Source organism: Pantoea sp. PNA 03-3 (assembly GCF_003201175.1).
GTDB classification, from domain to species: Bacteria; Pseudomonadota; Gammaproteobacteria; order Enterobacterales; family Enterobacteriaceae; genus Pantoea; species Pantoea stewartii.
Genome location: NZ_QICO01000003.1, coordinates 70737 through 89487, shown reverse-complemented (window position 1 = coordinate 89487; position 18751 = coordinate 70737). Strand labels below are relative to the sequence as shown.

The following is an 18751-nucleotide window of genomic DNA, read 5'->3' as shown; positions in this document are numbered from 1 at the left end:
TGTGCGGGCATTTGCTGCCCGCATTACCGAACGGATAATCATGACATTGCGAACCGATAACTATTTTGCAGAAACCTATGGCTTAACCCCTGTGCACTCGGAGGTGGCCGAGGCGCTGCCTAAACTGACACCTGGAAAAGCGCTTGATCTGGGGTGCGGAAGTGGACGTAATACGCTGTTCCTTAACCAACATGGTTTTGACGTGACGGCCTGGGATCACAATCCCGCCAGTCTGGAAAGGCTCAATCAGATCATCGCCGCCGAAGGGCTGACCGGCATTCATACGGCGCTGCAGGATTTAAATCAGGTGCGTTTTAACGGGGCCTGGCAGGTGGTCATCTCGACGGTGGTCATGATGTTTTTGCAACCGGCCACCATTCCCCAGCTCATCGCGGATATGCAAGCCTGTACCGTGAAAAATGGCTTTAACCTGATTGTGGCCGCGATGAATACCGAGGATGCGCCCTGTCCGTCTGACTTCCCTTTCGCGTTTAAGTCCGGTGAGTTAAGCCATTACTACCGCAACTGGCACATTGTGAAATACAACGAAAACTGGGGACAGCTACATCGCAAAGATGAAAACGGCAACCGGATTAACTGCCGTTTTGCGACCCTGCTGGCCCAGAAAGCCAGCTATTGAGCCGTTGTATTTTTTTTAAACAGCGGTTGATTTACCCGGGCGACTGTGACTAAATATTGCTGTCGCCCGGTCCGGGTTATTACAGGAATTTCTTTGCGTGAACAGCGCCCTTTCTCCCCGAAGACGTAAAAAAAGCGTCAGTATGACGCGGGTTGTTTTACTCATCAGTTTTATCATTCTGTTTAGCCGTCTCGTTTTTATCCTGCCTGCGGCCTTCGAGCATCATCAGCAAAAGCAAACTGAATCCGCGCCTGCTATCCCGACGCTTTCCAGCAGTCGTTAATCCCTTACAGGCTTTTCGCTGACACATCCGCGCGCATTCCCGCCTGCGGGACGATTTTTTGCCTCCCTTTTTCACTCAAAACGCTACACTTCGTGCAGGTGCTTTCAGACTAAAGGGATGCAATGTGTCTGCCTCACACACTCAACGTTTAAATGAAATTCGTCATCGTATTCTGACGCTGCTGCTCAATGAGCAGGGTCTCAGCGAGACACTACGGAATAAAGCCGGTCATCTCTCGCCTGAGCAGCAACGTGAAAATGTGATACATCGGGAAATTCTGCAACAAGACATCGACCAGCTCCATGCGGCTGACCTGGCCGACATCCTTGAAGCGTTGCCTGAAGAAGCCCGCCTGGCGCTCTGGAGCCTGGTGCCGCCGGAAAAACGCGGCCATGTGCTGGTTGAAGCGTCAGAAACCGTCTGGGACAGCCTGACCGACGAGATGAGCGACCGCGATATTCTCCAGGCTATTGCGCCGCTGGATATTGACGACCAGGCCTGGCTGGTGCGCTATCTGCCGCGCGGCCTCACCGGGCGCTTACTGACCTCTCTGGAGCCCAAACTACGGGCGCGTATTCTGAGCGTGATGAAGTTTGACCGCGATCGCGTGGGTCGGGTGATGGACTTCAATATCCTCACTGTACGCGAGGACGTCACGCTGGCGACCGTGCAACGGTTTTTGCGCAAAGGCAAAAGCATGCCCGACGGCACGGACAAAATCTTCATTACCAATGAACAGAATCAGCTGCTCGGCGAACTGCTGTTGACGGATATCCTGCTGAATAAACCCAAAACCCTCGTGAGCGAGGTGATGAATCCCCATCCCACCACCTTTCAGCTGGACGATAAAGCCGAAGACGCCGCCAGTGCCTTTGAACGCTATAACCTGATTTCCGCAGCGGTGACGGACGCCCAGGGCAAGCTCATTGGCCGTATCACGATTGAAGATGTGGTCGACCTGGTAAACAAAGAAAATGAAAGCAACATCCGCAAAATGGGCGGGATCAGCCAGGAAGAGGATGTCTTTGCTCCGGTCCGTAAGTCGGTGCGAAATCGCTGGGCCTGGCTGGCCATCAACATCTGCACAGCCTTTATCGCTTCCCGCGTGATTGGGCTGTTTGAGGGCACTATCTCACAGATTGTCGCGCTTGCGACTTTAATGCCGATTATCGCCGGCATCGGCGGCAATACCGGTAACCAGACCATTACCATGATTGTCCGCGCCCTGGCGCTGCATCAGGTTGAACCGGGCAACTTCTCGTTTCTGTTTAAGCGAGAAATTGGCGTCGCCCTGATTAACGGCCTGTTCTGGGGCGGGATTATGGGTGCCATCACCTGGCTCATGTACAGCAATATGGCACTGGGCGGCGTGATGATGCTGGCGATGGTGCTGAATCTTTTGCTGGCGGCTATCATGGGCGTGATGGTGCCGCTGGTAATGACCAAAATGAAACGCGATCCCGCCGTGGGCTCCAGCGTTCTGATTACGGCCATTACCGATACCGGTGGCTTTTTTATTTTCCTGGGCCTGGCGACGCTTTTCCTGTTGCCGCACTAGGGCTTAGTTTTTTGGTAACCGTAGCGCTGCACGGAACCCAACACGTTAAGCCGACGGGTTACCTGCGCCAGTTCGCAGGTGACCGCGGGTAGCTGGTAGTGATTGCGCTGCCCCAGCCACTCCAGCACGTCGGCTAAATGCCAGATAGCAGTTTTGCCATCATGCACCGGCAGTGGAAACTGTTTGCTGTGCGTCAGCATCAGTTTGCGCATATTTTGACGCGACACGCCAATAAGGTCAGCCACATCGGTTAAGCCGACAAAGTCCGGTGCCGCTTCGATCATGACCGCGCCAGGAATGGCAACCTGAACATCCCGGATCGCACTGTCGACCGCATCGCTGGCCGACATCGCCGGGCGGGTAAACTCCAGCGCCAGCTTGCCAGCGGTTCCCGCGCCCACCAGCGCATCATCGCATCCTGCCTCGGCCAGTTTTTCCAGTAGTGTATCAATGGGTGCTGGCGTTTCAGGCAGTGCAAACCGCAAGGTGAAACAGTATTCCGTCATGTTAATGTCCTCGCTTGCGTTTTTTTATCTCACTACAGTTATCTACGACGCGCCGCAATGCTTTTGCAGGGTTCGTCGCGCTTTTTGGTGTGTGCCAGATACAGGTCAGACAAAATTCCCCACACCGGCATGTCTCAAGATTTGAGGGGCAATACAGCTTTCCCCATGCATGATGACCGGAGGCAATAACCCGCCATCCGTAAGATTCTGCGTAACGTAATGCTGCCTCAATCTCTTTATTCGGGTGCCGCTTTCTGTCCACCATGGCGCGTAGCATTCCTTATATTTTCACGGTTGTCAACTGACAACCTTGCGGTATTTTTGTGATGTGTGGACAGGATGCGAGCAGTCGGACGGCAGGTAAAACGGGTTGTGTCTAAAATGGAAAAGGCCGCGCAAAAAATGCGAGGCTGCGATGCCAGACATAACCATCAGAAAACAACGGAGGAAATATGTTTAACCCTGATGACCTGGTTCAGTCGAAAACGGGCGGTCCTAAAATGGTCGTGCTGCGTGCAGAAGGCGACACGCTTTGGTGCGCGCGCGTAGATGATGCCAGCAAAAAGGAAATTGAAATTAAAGCAGACAGCGTGAATCTTTATCACGAAGATGGCGATTTCGGCGTCTGCTGACCGTTTCTGCCGGGACGCGCTAACCTGTGGGCCGTTAGCGCGTCAGGGTAGACGAGGGCAGGACGTCAATGCGCCCGACGCCTCACCCTGGCCAGCAATCAGGGATGATCATGTTGCAGGTTGTTATGCCCTACACCGCCGATAAAAGGCAGGCGCAGCTGAAACGGCGCAAATCCGACGCCAGCACTCAGTCCTAACAGATTAAACTCAACGCCCTCTTGCACGCCGATCGTTACGCCCGCCACGCCAAGCAGGGACAGTTGAACCCCGCGCCCTGAAGGCGGTAAGCCAACCGGACGCCATAATGGCCGATAGTCTTTCCCCAGAGCGTTAGCAGGCAGATTCAGTTTCAGCGCGGGCACGTTGCGCCCAATGTGCGCCATAAAAGTATTACTGTTCGGTCCGGGCCAGGCATGATAGGTCGTGGGCCAGGGATAGGTTTTGATGGCGGCTTCAATCTGCGGAATCAGGTTCTGCGCTTCAGGGCCACGGTGCTCCACCAGCAAACGCGGTTTTGCACCGTACCAGTAACCATCAGGCAAAGAGGCATTGCGCCTTACCTTATCGCCACTGCCCCAACTGATGACTTCATAACGCGTATAGCGGGTTTCACCTGCGCGTTTAAAAATAATCCACGGATGCACCGCAACGGCACCCTTCCAGCCATAGGTCGGTGCGGCATAAACCTGAATGATGGCCTGACTGGCGTTAACATGCGGATCGGGAGCGAGCCCTGCCGAATCCCGCCGGGCAGTCGCCCAGCCGCCCTGATTCAGGGCATCAGCGCCGCGCGTCGCCTGCGCCAGACTGGCCGCGAGCGACAGCACAATGACGGTAAGAAAGCAGAGACAAAAAATTTTCAGGGTCAGCATGAGGGTTCCCGGGGATCAGAGACAGGCTGTTATAGTGCAATAAAGCACCGGCTTTGACTTCACTTCGCCTGCGGCGGCATGACACGTTAGCTGCCCCTGGCACGGTCATGTGAATACAGTTGCCCAAAGAAGGCTGCGGTGCGTAGCATCATGAGCATCGCCCCCAGCGGCAGGCTATACAGACTGAACCAGCCTGAAACGCCCATCCTGTAAAGGAGCTGGCCGGTATCGTATCCCAGAATAAAGCAGGGATACGCGCGGCTCTCATTCAGCGGACAACCGGCCACACTGGCAACCTGCCCTGCCGTAAGCGCGATGATCAGCGGCGAGCATCCCATTAACGCATAAATCAGCATTTCTGCGCTGAAACGCATGGCAAGGTGACGCAAAGGTTTTTGCACGGTTTTCCTCCCCCGGTTACGCCAGTGCGCTAAGGGGACTGACCGCTGGCCTGATCCGCAATGCGCTGCAACCAGTCCCGGTAGCGCGGTTGTGCTTCTGGCAAAAGCAGTTTACCGAGCGCGTCAGCCTCCCCCTCGACACCGAACATTTTCCATATCAGCAGCGCAAGCGCGGCTGTTGCACTGCCCTGATTTAACTCGGCTCGATCAAGACGTACCAATAATGGATAGCCTGTTCGCGAACGTAGCGGCTTCAACATGAGTGTAGCGCGCAAAAAAAGCAGGTGTTAAATTATCACCCACCGTTTTAAGCCACTAATAAACAGAGTTATTTTTTATTCCGCCCCCGCTATTTGGCGCTGTTTTGGCGCGTTCATCCCACCGTGAGACAGTAAAAATTTAGATCGCTCACTATTTAGTTGTTTACAAGATGATAATTCACTGGCATTGTAGCCAAACTAAATAGCACACTACTTAATAGCAAACACAAGGAAACCCCAATGAAAGTGAAACTCACCGCAGGTGCTTTACTGTTAGCCAGCCAGATGACATCAGCATGGGCCAGTCCGGTCGAAAACGCACCGGAGCCCACCGTTGGCGTGGCGGCATTTCTTCACGCGCTTAACAGTAGCGGCGGAAAACCGATTGAAACCTTATCCCTTAAAGAAGCCCGTGCGGTACTTACAGGGGCGCAGAAAGGTGCCACGCTGCCGCCTGCACAGATTTCTGAAAAGACCATTACGGCACTGGGTAAACCGCTGACGCTGACAATAGTCAAACCAGCCCATGCCGCTGGCGTACTGCCTGTGTTTATGTTTTTCCACGGCGGTGGCTGGGTGCTGGGTGATTTTCCGACACATGAACGTCTGGTACGCGATCTCGTGAATGAATCCGGTGCTGCGGCCGTGTTTGTAAACTACACGCCTTCGCCGGAAGCGCACTATCCGGTCGCCATTACCCAGGCTTACGAGGCAACAAAATGGGTAGCCGAACACGGCGCTGAAATTGGGGTGGACGGTAAGCGCCTGGCTCTGGTGGGGAACAGCGTAGGCGGAAATATGGTTGCCGCCGTTGCGCTGCAGGCTAAGCAGAATAAAACCCCGGCTATTCGCTACGATGTAATGCTGTGGCCTGTCACCGATGCAAACTTTGACGATGCTTCTTATAAGCAGTTTGCCAATGGCTACTTCCTGACCCGTAACATGATGAAGTGGTTCTGGGACAACTACACCACCTCAGAAAAAGATCGGAACAGCATTCTGGCCTCGCCGCTGCGCGCAACCAAAGAAGAACTGGCGGGTTTACCGCCGACGCTGATTCAGACCGCCGAACTGGATGTCCTGCGCGACGAAGGGGAAGCGTTTGGCCGTAAACTGGACGCGGCCGGCGTGCCGGTAACCGTTACCCGCTACAACGGCATGATCCACGACTTTGGTTTGCTGAATGCCCTGAGTAAAGAGCCAACGGTACGCACAGCGATAAGCCAGGCGTCCGTGGAGCTGAAGGAACATCTTAAGTAAGCATTGCCCGACCGGGGAGGTGCGTCTCCTTCTCTCCGGCAGAAATACTGTTAATAAAATCAGCCGGATAACGCCGGCTGATTTTTTTGCCTTATATGTCGACCTGGTGCCCCGCGTTACCCTTTTCCGCATCAGCAGAGGCCGTGCCTTATGGGTTTCGACAGGGTCTCGCAAGACAGCCGAAGGACGGAGAATAAAAAAGCCCGCAATCATGCGGGCTTCGTGCTTGATATAACCGACTGTCAGGCTATGCCGGAAGCGGGATTACTCCCACTCAATCGTCGCCGGTGGCTTACCGGAAATGTCATAGACCACGCGGGAAATGCCGTTCACTTCGTTAATGATACGATTGGACACGCGGCCCAGGAAATCATACGGCAGGTGCGCCCAGTGGGCAGTCATGAAGTCGATGGTTTCGACCGCACGCAGTGAAACGACCCAGTCGTATTTACGGCCATCGCCCATTACGCCCACGGAACGGACGGGCAGGAACACCGTAAAGGCCTGGCTGACTTTATTGTAGAGATCGGCTTTATGCAGCTCTTCAATAAAGATGGCATCCGCACGGCGTAGCAGGTCACAGTACTCTTTTTTCACCTCACCCAGTACGCGTACGCCCAGACCCGGGCCCGGGAACGGATGGCGATAGAGCATATCGTACGGCAGGCCCAGTTCCAGACCGATCTTACGCACTTCGTCTTTAAACAGCTCACGTAATGGCTCGACCAGGCCCATCTTCATCTCTTTTGGCAGGCCGCCGACGTTGTGGTGCGATTTGATGACGTGGGCTTTACCGGTGGCAGAGGCAGCGGATTCAATCACATCCGGATAGATGGTGCCCTGTGCCAGCCACTTCACGTCTTCCAGGCGCAGCGCCTGCTCGTCAAAGACTTCGACGAAAACGCGGCCAATGATTTTACGCTTCGCTTCAGGGTCACTTTCTCCGGCCAGCGCATCCAGGAAGCGCGCTTCACCATCGACGTGAACAATGTTCAGACCAAAGTGATCGCCAAACATATCCAGCACCTGCTGCGCTTCGTTCAGACGCAACAGACCGTTATCCACGAAAACGCAGGTCAGATTTTTACCAATCGCACGGTGCAGCAGCATCGCGGTCACAGAGGAATCGACACCACCGGACAAGCCCAGAATGACTTTGTCGTCGCCCACCTGTGCACGCAGGCGCTCAACGGCATCCTCAATGATTTTGGCCGGTGTCCAGAGCGCTTCACACTGGCAGATATCGATAACGAAACGCTCCAGCATGCGCAGGCCCTGGCGCGTATGGGTGACTTCCGGGTGGAACTGCACGCCATAGAAGCGCTTCTCTTCGTTCGCCATAATCGCAAACGGACAGGTTTCCGTGCTGGCAACGGTGACGAAGTCAGCCGGAATCGCGGTCACCTTGTCACCGTGACTCATCCAGACATCTAGCAACGGTTTGCCTGATGCGCTGATAGCATCCTCGATATCGCGAATCAGTGCGCTGGCGGTGTTCACCTCTACCTGCGCATAGCCAAATTCACGCTCGTTAGAGCCTTCGACCTTACCACCCAGCTGCATAGCCATGGTTTGCATGCCATAACAGACGCCCAGCACGGGCACGCCAGCCGTGAAAACGTAGTCAGGTGCGCGCGGACTGTCGTGTTCGGTGGTGCTTTCCGGGCCACCCGACAGGATGATACCGCTGGGATTGAACTCGCGAATCTGCGCTTCGGTAACGTCCCAGGCCCAGAGTTCACAGTACACGCCAAGCTCACGGACGCGACGCGCCACCAGTTGCGTGTATTGAGAACCAAAATCGAGAATCAGAATGCGGTGCTTATGGATATTTTCCGTCGTCATTGAGGGTTTTCCAAAACGGTGACTTGATAAAGTAAAGCGCCCGGCTGTCGCCGGGCGGGAAATCTTGCGGGGTTATGAACCCATGCGGTAGTTCGGCGACTCTTTGGTGATGGTCACATCGTGCACGTGGCTCTCATTGATGCCCGCACCGCTGATACGGACGAATTCTGCTTTAGTGCGCAGATCGTCAATGGTCGGGCAACCGGTCAGACCCATACATGAACGCAGACCGCCCATTTGCTGATGCACGATCTCTTTCAGGCGGCCTTTATAGGCTACACGGCCTTCGATGCCTTCCGGCACCAGCTTGTCAGCGGCGTTGTCGGTCTGGAAATAACGGTCTGATGAACCTTTAGACATCGCACCCAGTGACCCCATCCCACGATAGGATTTAAAGGCACGGCCCTGGTAAAGTTCGATTTCACCCGGCGATTCTTCTGTACCTGCCAGCATAGAACCTACCATGACACAGGAAGCACCTGCCGCGATGGCTTTGGCGATATCACCTGAGAAACGGATACCGCCGTCAGCGATAACAGGGATGCCCGTGCCTTCCAGCGCCGCAACAGCGTCAGAAACGGCGGTGATCTGCGGAACACCGACACCGGTAACGATACGGGTCGTACAGATGGATCCCGGACCGATGCCCACTTTAACGGCGCTTACGCCCGCTTCAACCAGCGCCAGCGCACCCGCGCCAGTCGCCACGTTGCCGCCGACGATTTCGAGATCAGGGTATTTCGCGCGGGTTTCCCGGATGCGCTGCAGTACACCTTCAGAGTGGCCATGAGAAGAGTCGATCAGTAAGACGTCAACACCGGCAGCCACCAGTGCATCCACGCGCTCTTCGTTGCCCGCACCGGCACCGACAGCAGCACCCACACGCAGACGGCCCTGCGCATCTTTACAGGCATTAGGCTTACGTTCGGCTTTCTGGAAATCTTTTACGGTGATCATGCCCAGCAGATGGAAGCTGTCGTCCACGACCAGGGCTTTCTCGACGCGTTTTTCGTGCATTCTTTGCAGAACGACGTCGCGGGCTTCGCCTTCTTTCACCGTCACCAGACGCTCTTTCGGCGTCATCACGGCAGTGACAGGCTGGTTCAGATCGGTCACAAAGCGCACATCGCGACCGGTGATGATGCCCACCAGTTCGTTTTTCGCGTTCACCACAGGGTAACCGGCAAAACCGTTGCGCTCGGTCAGCGCTTTAACTTCGGCCAGTGTGGTGGTGGGCAGTACGGTCTGTGGTTCGGTAACCACGCCGCTTTCATGTTTTTTGACTTTACGGACTTCGTCTGCCTGGCGTTCAATTGACATGTTTTTATGAATGAAGCCCAGACCGCCTTCCTGTGCCAGCGCAATCGCCAGGCCCGCTTCGGTCACGGTATCCATCGCAGCAGAAAGCATGGGAATGTTCAGGCGAATATTTTTGGTCAGTTGCGTGCTGAGGTCGGCCGTATTAGGCAGGACGGTGGAGTGAGCAGGAACGAGCAGGACGTCGTCGAAAGTGAGTGCTTCTTTAGCGATTCTTAACATGGCAATACTCCACCTCGGGTGCGTGAGAATAGATAAAATATTGCCGCGGCATTATACAGGGCGTAATCGATTGCCTCCACTAGTTTTTTAGAAAAAGTCTTGATCCGCGCAACAGGGCCTGTAGTATTGACTAATTAACCTACTGATTTGGAATTTGATCTTCGTCACATGTCGCTGCCACCGAACGCCAATATTTTTACCGTAAGTCGTCTCAATACCACAGTGCGTCAGCTGCTGGAAAATGAGATGGGCCTGGTGTGGCTGAGTGCCGAAATCTCTAATTTTACCCAGCCGGCTTCTGGCCACTGGTACTTCACGCTGAAAGATGATGGTGCACAGGTGCGCTGCGCGATGTTTCGCAACAGCAACCGTCGTGTGACCTTTCGCCCGCAGCATGGTCAGCAGATTTTAGTTCGCGCCAATATCACGCTGTATGAGCCGCGCGGCGATTATCAGCTGATTATTGAAAGCATGCATCCCGCCGGTGAAGGCCTGCTCCAGCAGCAGTTCGAACAGTTGAAAGCAAAGCTGGCGCAGGAAGGCCTGTTCGCACCAGAACATAAGAAGCCCTTGCCGCAACCGGCAAAGCAGGTCGGCGTCATAACGTCTGCTACCGGCGCGGCGCTGCACGATGTACTGCGCGTGCTTCACCGTCGCGATCCTTCACTACCGGTCGTGATTTATCCCACCGCCGTACAGGGCGTAGATGCGCCTGCCGCGATCGTACGTGCGATTGAAATCGCTAACCTGCGGGCAGAGTGCGACGTGTTAATCGTGGGACGCGGCGGCGGTTCGCTGGAAGATCTGTGGAGCTTTAATGACGAGCGCGTGGCGCGCGCTATCTTTGCCAGCCACATTCCCGTGGTCAGTGCTGTCGGGCATGAAACTGACGTCACTATTGCTGATTTTGTCGCTGACCTGCGCGCCCCAACGCCATCGGCTGCGGCCGAAATTGTCAGCCGTAATCAGCTTGAGCTGTTGCGTCAACTTCAGTCACAACAGCAGCGGCTGGAAATGGCAATGGATTACTATCTGGCGCGTCAGCAGCGCCTGTTCAGCCGTTTAGATCATCGCCTGCAGCAGCAACATCCGCAGTTGCGCCTTGCGCGCCAGCAGACCCTGCTGTTCCGACTACAGCAGCGCCTGGGCGATGCGATGGAAACACGGCTTCGCCACGCCAGCCGTCAGCAGGATCGCCTGGCACAGCGACTGGCCCAACAGCAGCCACAAGAACGCCTGTATCAGGCACAAAAAAGTCTGCAGAACTGGCACTATCGTCTGCAGCAGGCCATGGAAAAAATGCTTAACCGCGATAAACAACGTTTTGGTCAGCTTGCCGCGCAACTGGAAGGCGTCAGCCCGCTCGCCACGCTGGCGCGGGGTTTCAGCGTTACGACGGATACCCATGGACAGGTCGTGAAAAAAACTGGCCAGTTGAATAAGGGCGATCGGTTACGCACCCGCCTTGATGATGGCTGGGTTGAAAGCCAGGTCACGCAACTTATTCCTGAAAAACCGAGACGAAAGAAAAGCATTTCTTAACTATACTTCCTGGTACATCCCTCATGCCAAGGAGTCTCAAATGGCTTTCAGCGTTATTCCTCCCTATATTCTTCGCAAGATTATCGATCACGGCACCGGCCACCAGCAGGAGCAGGCACGTCGTACACTGACCCATGTTCAGCACCTGATGGCTGAACACTGGAAAAAGACGGCAGCGCCAAAAACCACGCAGGCCGGGAAGATTGAGCGTGAAATCTATGATGCCAAAAACCAGGAAACGTTACCTGGCACGCTGGTGCGTAAAGAAGGCCAGTCTTCAAATGGTGACGTTGCTGCCGACGAAGCCTGGAACTATCTTGGTGTCACACACGACTTTTTCTGGCAAATCTATAAACGAAATTCTCTGGATAATCACGGCCTGAAACTAGCTGGGACGGTTCACTACGGTGAGAAGTACCAAAACGCGTTCTGGAACGGTCAGCAAATGGTGTTTGGCGACGGTGATGGCGAAATCTTTAACCGCTTCACGATTGCGATTGATGTGGTGGCGCATGAGTTGTCGCACGGCGTCACAGAAACCGAAGCCGGTTTGATCTATTTTGAACAGGCCGGTGCGTTGAACGAGTCCATGTCTGATGTGTTTGGTTCGCTGGTGAAACAGTTTAGTCTGAAACAGACAGCCGATAAGGCCGACTGGATCATCGGTGAAGGGCTGCTGGCAAAAGGCATCAATGGTAAAGGTCTGCGGTCAATGTCACATCCCGGCACCGCTTACGATGACCCGATGCTGGGGAAAGATCCTCAGCCAGGCCACATGAAGGACTATATTAAAACACGTGAGGATAACGGCGGTGTGCACCTGAACTCCGGGATCCCTAATCGTGCCTTTTATCTGGCCGCAAAAGCCCTGGGCGGATATGCCTGGGAGCGAGCGGGTCAGGCGTGGTACGACACGCTGTGCGATAAAGATTTACATCAGGATGCTGACTTCAAAGCCTTTGCACAGCTCACCGTGCAGCATGGTAAAAAGCGCTTCGACACCACGGTGGCGAGCGCAATTGAACAAGCGTGGAAAGAGGTAGGCGTGTTATGAGTCAACTCCCCGAGCTCACCGATGACGCAACGATTGTGGTAACGCAAGAAGGCGGCTTTGCTTTTATTCCTGGCTTACGGAATGAGCGTCGATTTCCGTTGGGCGAACTTCCGCCTCCCGAAAAAGCGCACGTCTGTCAGGTACTGGAACGGGCGATGCCTTTGGGCGAACCCGAGGAAAAAGCAGCAGAGGTGGGACGCGGGGATCAACGTTACTTCCGCATCCAGATTCAATATGCCACGCGCCAGCAGTCCGGCACGGTCGTCATACTGGTTCCCGAGCAACAGGCGCCGCCAGAACTCAAGTCGCTGTTGCGCGACGGTAAGTAACAAAGCCGCCTTCTCAGAAGGCGGCTTCGGGTTTGCCCTGCGGCACGTCTTATGAACCCGCAGCTTATCCTGTCGGGAAAACGGGTTTTCCGTTACGCAAAAAAAAGGGCCACGATGGCCCTTTTGTTTTATCGTCGCTTATTTGCTGTCTGGCAGCGCATAAGCAATCACATAGTCACCACGATCCGGCGACTGGCGTGCGCCGCCGGCGGAAATCACGATGTACTGTTTACCGGTTTTCGGTGAGACATAACTCATCGGTCCACCCTGACTGCCGACAGGTAAACGGGCTTTCCAGACTTCTTTACCGGTGGCGCTATCGAACGCGCGCAGGTAGTAGTCCTGAGTACCGGCAATAAACACCAGTCCACCCTGCGTCGCCAGCGTACCGCCCAGCGTCGGCATGCCAATAGGCATTTTCGCGCGCATTTTGATGCCGAACGGACCGGTATCTTCTACCGTACCTACCGGCACCTGCCAGACGATTTTCTGGGTTTTCATGTCAATCGCAGACAGGGTACCAAACGGTGGCGCCTGACAAGGAATACCCAACGGTGACATAAAGCGGTTTTTGTTCACGGCATAAGGCGTGCCTTTCAACGGAACCGCGCCCATACCGGTATTGATGGCTTCCCCCCCGTTGCTGCCGCGTGAAATTTTGCTGGTATCAACCGGGATCATCTGTACCCACAATCCTAAACGCATGTCGTTAACAAACAACAGGTTGTTATTCGGATCGGTGGACATACTGCCCCAGTTCATCCCGCCCAGTGAACCCGGGAAACTCAGCGACTTATCAGTGCCAGGTACGGTAAACAGGCCGTTGTAGCGCATTGACTTAAACGCGATACGGCAGGCCAGCTGATCGAACGGGGTTGCGCCCCACATATCCGACTCTTTCAGCGTCTGATTACCAATCATCGGCATACCGGTCGAATGCGGCTGGGTTTTTGTATATTGCTCGTTCGGGATGTCACCCTGCGGCATCGGCAGCTCTTCAACCTTGGTGAGCGGCTTACCGGTCAGACGATCCAGCACAAAAATCATGCCGGTTTTACCGCCGATGACGACCGCAGGTTTGGTGCTGCCATCCTTCATCGGGAAGTCGATCAGGCTGGGCTGCATCGGCAGGTCAAAGTCCCACAGATCGTTATGAACGGTCTGATAAACCCACTTCTCTTTACCGGTTGTCGCGTCCAGCGCGAGTACCGAGGCTCCATATTTATGGTCCAGCGCGGTACGATTGGCTCCCCACAGGTCAACGGAGGAGCTGCCCATAGGAATGAACACGGTGTTCATGGCCGCATCGTACGACATCGGCGCCCAGGAGTTCGGCGTACTGCGCGTATAGTCCTTGCCAGGCATCAGGATGGCATTAGGATCGACATTGCCCGGGTCAAACGCCCAGCGCATTTTACCGGTGATCACATCAAAACCACGCAACACGCCGCCAGGCATGTCGGTTTTCACGTTATCCGCCACGCGGCCGCCCACGACCACCGTGGTTCCGGCAAGCGTTGGGGCTGAAGTCAGCTGATAAAGCGGATCCGGCGCATCACCTAAGCCCGCTTTCAGATCGACGATGCCATGGTTACCGAAGTCTTCACAGAATTCACCGTTGTCGGCGTTGATCGCAATCAGGCGCGCATCGATAGTATTCATCAGAATACGGCGCTGACAGCTGTCTCCTGCCGCCAGCGTTACGGCCGGTACTGGCGTTGAGCCGGGCTGCGTTGGCTGGTTCAGCGGTTTCGTCGCGTCGAAATAGGCCAGACCACGGCAGCGCGGCCAGACTTCAGCCTGTGCGTTGATTTCACGCTTCCAGATTTGCTTTCCACTGTCAGCTTCGACGGCGATGACATTATTGTGCGGCGTGCACAGGTAAAGTGTATTACCGACCTGCAACGGCGTTTCCTGATCTTCCGCACCGTTACCGGTTGGGCTTTCGGGAATGTCGCCCGTACGGTAAGTCCAGGCAACCTGCAGATCCTTCACGTTGTCACGGGTAATCTGATCGAGCGCGACAAAACGGCTGCCGCCAGCGGTATTACCGTAGTTATCCCAGTTTTGCTGTTGCTTCGATTTCTCTACCGGAATCAGCGGCAGTTCAGGACCCGTTGCCGCCACGGTTGGATGCGGCTGGAACATCTGGACTAATGTAGCCACCATACCCACGGCGATGACGGCAGACAGCGCATAAGAGAGTTTTGCCAGCGAAGGTTTATTCTCGCGCTTGCGTAAGGCGGGCCAGGTAAGGAAGGCCAGAATCATTAAACCGGCGGGCACCATCAGGCGAGAAACCAGTGGCCAGAAGACCAGGCCAGCGTCCACCACCGCCCAGACCAGAGTCCCTAAAAATACCAGCAGGAAAAGCACAACCGCTGAGGATTTTGCCCGGAAAAACTGAATGGCTGACAGCACGATAACGATGCCCGCAACCAGGAAATACCAACTGCCGCCAAGCGTTGCGAGTTGTCCCCCGCCAACAGCAAAGAACAGGCCGGTTGCCAGTAGCACCAGCCCGAGCAGCACAGACCATATTCTCAATCCTTTACCGGATCGAGAGGATGTTTCAGCCATAACACTTACTCTCCTGATAAACAAAGTCCGCTCTTTCGCCCGCCGCTTTTCGCGCGTATCGCGGTTAACGTTGCAGGTTAATGAGACAGCGTTGTTTTAATTCCAATTAAATCAGACCTGCGTCCATGAAATGAATGATATGTTTCCGGAGGAAGCCAGAGCAGGCGATACTCCGTCATGACGCGGCGAAATTGTACCACCTGGTACGTTATGCAGTGAAGTTTTAAACCTGTTTGTTACTAAGCAATAGCATTTTCGCTACAAATTTTTACGCTGGATAAGGCCACGCCGATCCAGAGAGTAGCCCAGCGGACAACTAAAGTGATGTTTTGAGCTTTTAAGGGGACAAGGATGTACGTCAGTCGGTATCGGGAAAGTAAACCCGCATGCTGGAAGACGTCATCAGTCACCTCGCCTCAGTCACGTAAGGATTGATGACAATCGGGACAGACAGGCGCCCTGTGACAGCGGATATCCCATCCTGTGCAGTGGACCTTGCCGCTGTCGGGTACGAAATGTCCGCAGTTCTGGCGCAGCGTTTTTCACCATTGTGTAAATAAGCACAATGCCAGGGCAAAAAAAGAGGGCCATCTGGCCCTCGATTAGTTAACGCTTATTTTTCTTCATGTGCGCCATCAGACGCTTACGCTTACGCTGTTGCGTTGGCGTTAACAGGTTACGCTTGCCTTCATACGGGTTTTCACCCTCTTTAAACTGAATGCGGATTGGCGTGCCCATTACGTTCAGAGAACGACGGAAATAGTTCATCAGGTAACGCTTGTAGGAGTCCGGTAAATCTTTCACCTGGTTGCCGTGAATCACCACAATCGGTGGGTTATAGCCACCCGCGTGGGCGTACTTCAGCTTAACGCGGCGACCACGCACCAGCGGTGGCTGATGGTCTTCTGCCGCCATGTTCATGATGCGCGTCAGCAGCGAGGTGTTTACACGCTTCGTTGAGCAGTCGTACGCTTCCGTTACCGATTCAAACAGGTTGCCTACACCGCTGCCATGCAGCGCAGAAATAAAGTGCACGCGCGCAAAGTCGATGAAGCCCAGACGGAAGTCCAGCGTCTCTTTGACTTCATCACGCACTTCCTGCGACAGGCCATCCCACTTATTCACCACGATCACCAGTGAGCGGCCGCTGTTCAGGATAAAGCCGAGCAGTGACAAATCCTGATCGGAAATACCGGCGCGCGCATCGATCACCAGCATCACCACGTTAGCGTCTTCAATCGCCTGCAGGGTTTTGATGACCGAGAATTTCTCAACCGTATCGGTGATTTTGCCGCGCTTACGCACCCCGGCGGTATCGATCAGCACATATTCACGATCGTCACGTTCCATCGGGATGTAGATACTGTCGCGCGTGGTGCCTGGCATGTCATAAACGACCACGCGATCTTCACCCAGAATGCGGTTAGTCAGCGTAGACTTACCGACGTTTGGACGTCCGACAATCGCCAGCTTGATCGGCAGTGTGGTCGGGTCGAAATCGTCCTCTTCTTCCTCTTCCTCACCGTTCTCTTCTGCGGCTAACGCGGCCCAGTAGGCTTCGTTTTCATCTTCTTCGGTGACTTCTACGGGATCAACCTTTTCCATCCACGGCAGCAGCGCCGTCTCCAGCAGGCTGGTCACACCACGGCCGTGGGACGCGGCGATAGCGTAGATCTCCCCCAGACCCAGTGAATAGAAATCCACAATGGCCTGATCCGGATCGAGCCCGTCCGTTTTATTCGCGACCAGGAATGTCGCTTTTTGACGCGCGCGCAGATGTTTTGCAATTTGCTGATCGGCGGGCATCATGCCTGCACGGGCATCCACCATAAACAGCACCACGTCGGCTTCTTCAATCGCCAGCAGCGACTGTTCCGCCATACGCGTTTCAACACCGTCTTCGGTGCCATCAATACCGCCGGTATCGATAACAATGAATTCGCGCCCTTCCACTTCGGCGCGACCATATTTGCGATCGCGAGTCAGTCCAGGAAAATCCGCTACCAGCGCATCTCGTGTGCGAGTTAAACGGTTAAACAGCGTAGATTTTCCCACATTGGGACGCCCAACCAGCGCGACCACAGGTACCATAACAATGCCTCAATAATGTATTAATTCGCCCGAATGGCGTGATTATAACGGCTTTAGCCGTTCAGTTCAGGCTTACGGCGCAAAGGATACCATGCCTGACTAAAAACGAAACGGCCCCTGATGAAATCAGGAGCCGCTGTGCCGGAAGGATAACCCTGCCTGACAACTTACCCGTTAGCGGGTAATGGCATAAACTTCACCATCTTTCGACTGAATCAGCAGCTTGTCGCTGGCGACAACAGGCTCAGTCTGGAAGCCCGAGCTGTCCAGTTTTTGCTGGGCAACAAAGCGGCCATCCGTGGTGTTCAGCCAGTGCAGGTAGCCTTCGCCGTCACCGACGACGATGTAGCCATTATACAGCACCGGTGAGGTCAGATTACGATGCAGCAGCTCGCTTTGACGCCAGATAGCGACACCGCCATCCGCATTCAGGGCAATCACACGATCGTCCTGATCTACCAGATAGATACGCCCGGCATCGACAATCAGATCTTTCACGCCGCCAATTTCACGTTTCCACAAAATCTGCCCTGAACGCAGATCCAGTGCGGAAAGGTTGCCATTGTACGCCAGCGCGTAAACCACACCATTTACAATGATCGGCGTGGTATCCACGTCGCTCAGGCGGTCGATTTCCGTCGCCCCGCTCGGCTGTGAAATACGCTGCTGCCAAATCAACTGGCCCTGATTCATGATCACGGCGCTGACGCGTCCGTTGTCGCCGCCCACAATCGCGCCACCAAAGGCAACTGACGGGGCTGATTCACCGCGCAGCGACAGCGCAGGCATGTCCAGGTTCACGGTCCACTTCACCGCCCCGGTCGCCTGATCCAGACCCTGCAACATACCGTTACTGGTATGAATCAGCACCAGGCCATCGCTGACCACAGGACGCGACAGCGCTTCGCCAGCCGCTTTAGCTTGCCATACAATCGAACCATCACTGGTGTTCAGGGCATAAACCTGACCGCGCTCACTGCCGATATACAGGCGATCGCCGCTGACGGTAATACCACCGGACAGCATGGCAGACAGGTTTTTAGAGAAGAAGCCGGTTTTCTCAGAGAGGTCGACTTTCCATTTTTCTTTGCCATCCGCTGCATCGAGCGCTTTTACGATACCAAAGCGGTCAGCCGCATAAACGGTGCCGTCTTGCCAGGTCGGATGCAGGTTGGAATAGAAATCGCCAATCCCGTCGCCCACGCCTGTACTCCATACTGTCTTCGGCGTGAACTGGTTTTCCACTTTCGGCAATGGGGCCATTTTCACTACATCTTCTTCGCCGCTGAACAGCGAGCAACCGCTGAGCAGGGTGACTGAAATCAGCCCCGGCAGCAGGTATTTACGTAATTCCATGCG

The 18751-nt window shown here is 54.8% G+C and carries 18 protein-coding genes; 8 read left to right on the top strand and 10 right to left on the bottom strand.

Translation table 11 applies throughout. The annotated features are described in order from the left end of the window. Position 1 precedes the first annotated feature (1 nt). The 3 genes from tehB to mgtE all read left to right on the top strand — a co-directional run bounded on the left by tehB (position 2) and on the right by mgtE (position 2481). Positions 2-640: a tellurite resistance methyltransferase TehB gene (gene tehB / locus C7433_RS10255; RefSeq protein WP_072021705.1), complete on the top strand. Its 639-nt coding sequence runs from the start codon at positions 2-4 to the stop codon at positions 638-640. Positions 641-737: 97 nt separating this feature from the next. Continuing rightward, on the top strand, positions 738-923 hold the full coding sequence (locus C7433_RS23860; RefSeq protein WP_006120471.1) for a YfgG family protein: 186 nt from the start codon (positions 738-740) through the stop codon (positions 921-923). Positions 924-1047: 124 nt separating this feature from the next. After that, entirely contained in the window at positions 1048-2481 is a 1434-nt protein-coding gene (gene mgtE, locus C7433_RS10245) for a magnesium transporter (protein ID WP_110268123.1), read from the top strand. Here the strand turns inward: mgtE and C7433_RS10240 are convergent. Next, positions 2478-2987, bottom strand: a complete 510-nt coding sequence (locus tag C7433_RS10240) for an AlpA family transcriptional regulator (protein WP_058701212.1) — start codon at positions 2985-2987, stop codon at positions 2478-2480. The two genes, mgtE and C7433_RS10240, sit on opposite strands and share 4 nt — an antisense overlap. A 1-nt stretch (position 2988) precedes the next feature. Further along, positions 2989-3252 (bottom strand): hypothetical protein, encoded by a 264-nt coding sequence (locus C7433_RS23855; protein ID WP_369974379.1) that lies wholly within the window; start codon positions 3250-3252, stop codon positions 2989-2991. 187 nt (positions 3253-3439) lie between these two features. Here C7433_RS23855 and C7433_RS10230 point away from each other — a divergent pair, with 187 nt between their 5' ends. Then, positions 3440-3619 (top strand): hypothetical protein, encoded by a 180-nt coding sequence (locus C7433_RS10230; RefSeq protein WP_033740871.1) that lies wholly within the window; start codon positions 3440-3442, stop codon positions 3617-3619. A gap of 98 nt (positions 3620-3717) precedes the next feature. On the opposite strand, the gene C7433_RS10225 is transcribed toward C7433_RS10230, so the two are convergent. The 3 genes from C7433_RS10225 to C7433_RS10215 all read right to left on the bottom strand — a co-directional run bounded on the left by C7433_RS10225 (position 3718) and on the right by C7433_RS10215 (position 5113). Continuing rightward, positions 3718-4491 carry a DUF3750 domain-containing protein gene (locus tag C7433_RS10225; RefSeq protein ID WP_054633337.1) on the bottom strand — a complete coding sequence of 258 codons (774 nt, stop codon included), beginning with the start codon at positions 4489-4491 and terminating at the stop codon, positions 3718-3720. A gap of 86 nt (positions 4492-4577) precedes the next feature. Beyond that, complete coding sequence (locus C7433_RS10220) at positions 4578-4892, bottom strand: hypothetical protein (protein WP_146212559.1); 315 nt, start codon at positions 4890-4892, stop codon at positions 4578-4580. Positions 4893-4921: 29 nt separating this feature from the next. Next, entirely contained in the window at positions 4922-5113 is a 192-nt protein-coding gene (locus tag C7433_RS10215; RefSeq protein ID WP_033740874.1) for a hypothetical protein, read from the bottom strand. Between the two features lie 279 nt (positions 5114-5392). Here C7433_RS10215 and C7433_RS10210 point away from each other — a divergent pair, with 279 nt between their 5' ends. Next, the gene (locus tag C7433_RS10210; protein ID WP_110268122.1) at positions 5393-6412 is read left to right on the top strand and encodes an alpha/beta hydrolase; all 1020 of its coding nucleotides are present in this window, start codon (positions 5393-5395) and stop codon (positions 6410-6412) included. Between the two features lie 264 nt (positions 6413-6676). On the opposite strand, the gene guaA is transcribed toward C7433_RS10210, so the two are convergent. Beyond that, positions 6677-8257, bottom strand: coding sequence for a glutamine-hydrolyzing GMP synthase (gene guaA / locus C7433_RS10205; RefSeq protein ID WP_006120616.1), 1581 nt, complete (start codon positions 8255-8257; stop codon positions 6677-6679). 72 nt (positions 8258-8329) lie between these two features. Next, positions 8330-9796, bottom strand: coding sequence for an IMP dehydrogenase (guaB, locus tag C7433_RS10200; RefSeq protein WP_033740877.1), 1467 nt, complete (start codon positions 9794-9796; stop codon positions 8330-8332). A 168-nt stretch (positions 9797-9964) separates the two neighbouring features. On the opposite strand from guaB, the gene xseA reads away from it, so the two are divergent. The 3 genes from xseA to C7433_RS10185 are packed head-to-tail and all read left to right on the top strand — an operon-like array spanning position 9965 to position 12721. Further along, positions 9965-11338: an exodeoxyribonuclease VII large subunit gene (gene xseA, locus C7433_RS10195; RefSeq protein ID WP_033740995.1), complete on the top strand. Its 1374-nt coding sequence runs from the start codon at positions 9965-9967 to the stop codon at positions 11336-11338. Positions 11339-11378: 40 nt separating this feature from the next. Next, entirely contained in the window at positions 11379-12392 is a 1014-nt protein-coding gene (locus tag C7433_RS10190) for a M4 family metallopeptidase (RefSeq protein WP_033740879.1), read from the top strand. Further along, the gene (locus C7433_RS10185; protein WP_033740881.1) at positions 12389-12721 is read left to right on the top strand and encodes a protealysin inhibitor emfourin; all 333 of its coding nucleotides are present in this window, start codon (positions 12389-12391) and stop codon (positions 12719-12721) included. The genes C7433_RS10190 and C7433_RS10185 overlap by 4 nt, the downstream gene beginning before the upstream one ends. A gap of 138 nt (positions 12722-12859) precedes the next feature. Here C7433_RS10185 and C7433_RS10180 read toward each other — a convergent pair whose 3' ends face one another. From C7433_RS10180 to bamB, 3 genes are all read right to left on the bottom strand, one after another. Next, entirely contained in the window at positions 12860-15301 is a 2442-nt protein-coding gene (locus C7433_RS10180; RefSeq protein ID WP_058707705.1) for a glucose/quinate/shikimate family membrane-bound PQQ-dependent dehydrogenase, read from the bottom strand. 606 nt (positions 15302-15907) lie between these two features. Next, on the bottom strand, positions 15908-17392 hold the full coding sequence (gene der, locus C7433_RS10175) for a ribosome biogenesis GTPase Der (RefSeq protein WP_006120621.1): 1485 nt from the start codon (positions 17390-17392) through the stop codon (positions 15908-15910). 174 nt (positions 17393-17566) lie between these two features. Continuing rightward, positions 17567-18748 (bottom strand): outer membrane protein assembly factor BamB, encoded by a 1182-nt coding sequence (gene bamB / locus C7433_RS10170; RefSeq protein WP_006120622.1) that lies wholly within the window; start codon positions 18746-18748, stop codon positions 17567-17569. Between the last annotated feature and the right edge of the window lie 3 nt (positions 18749-18751).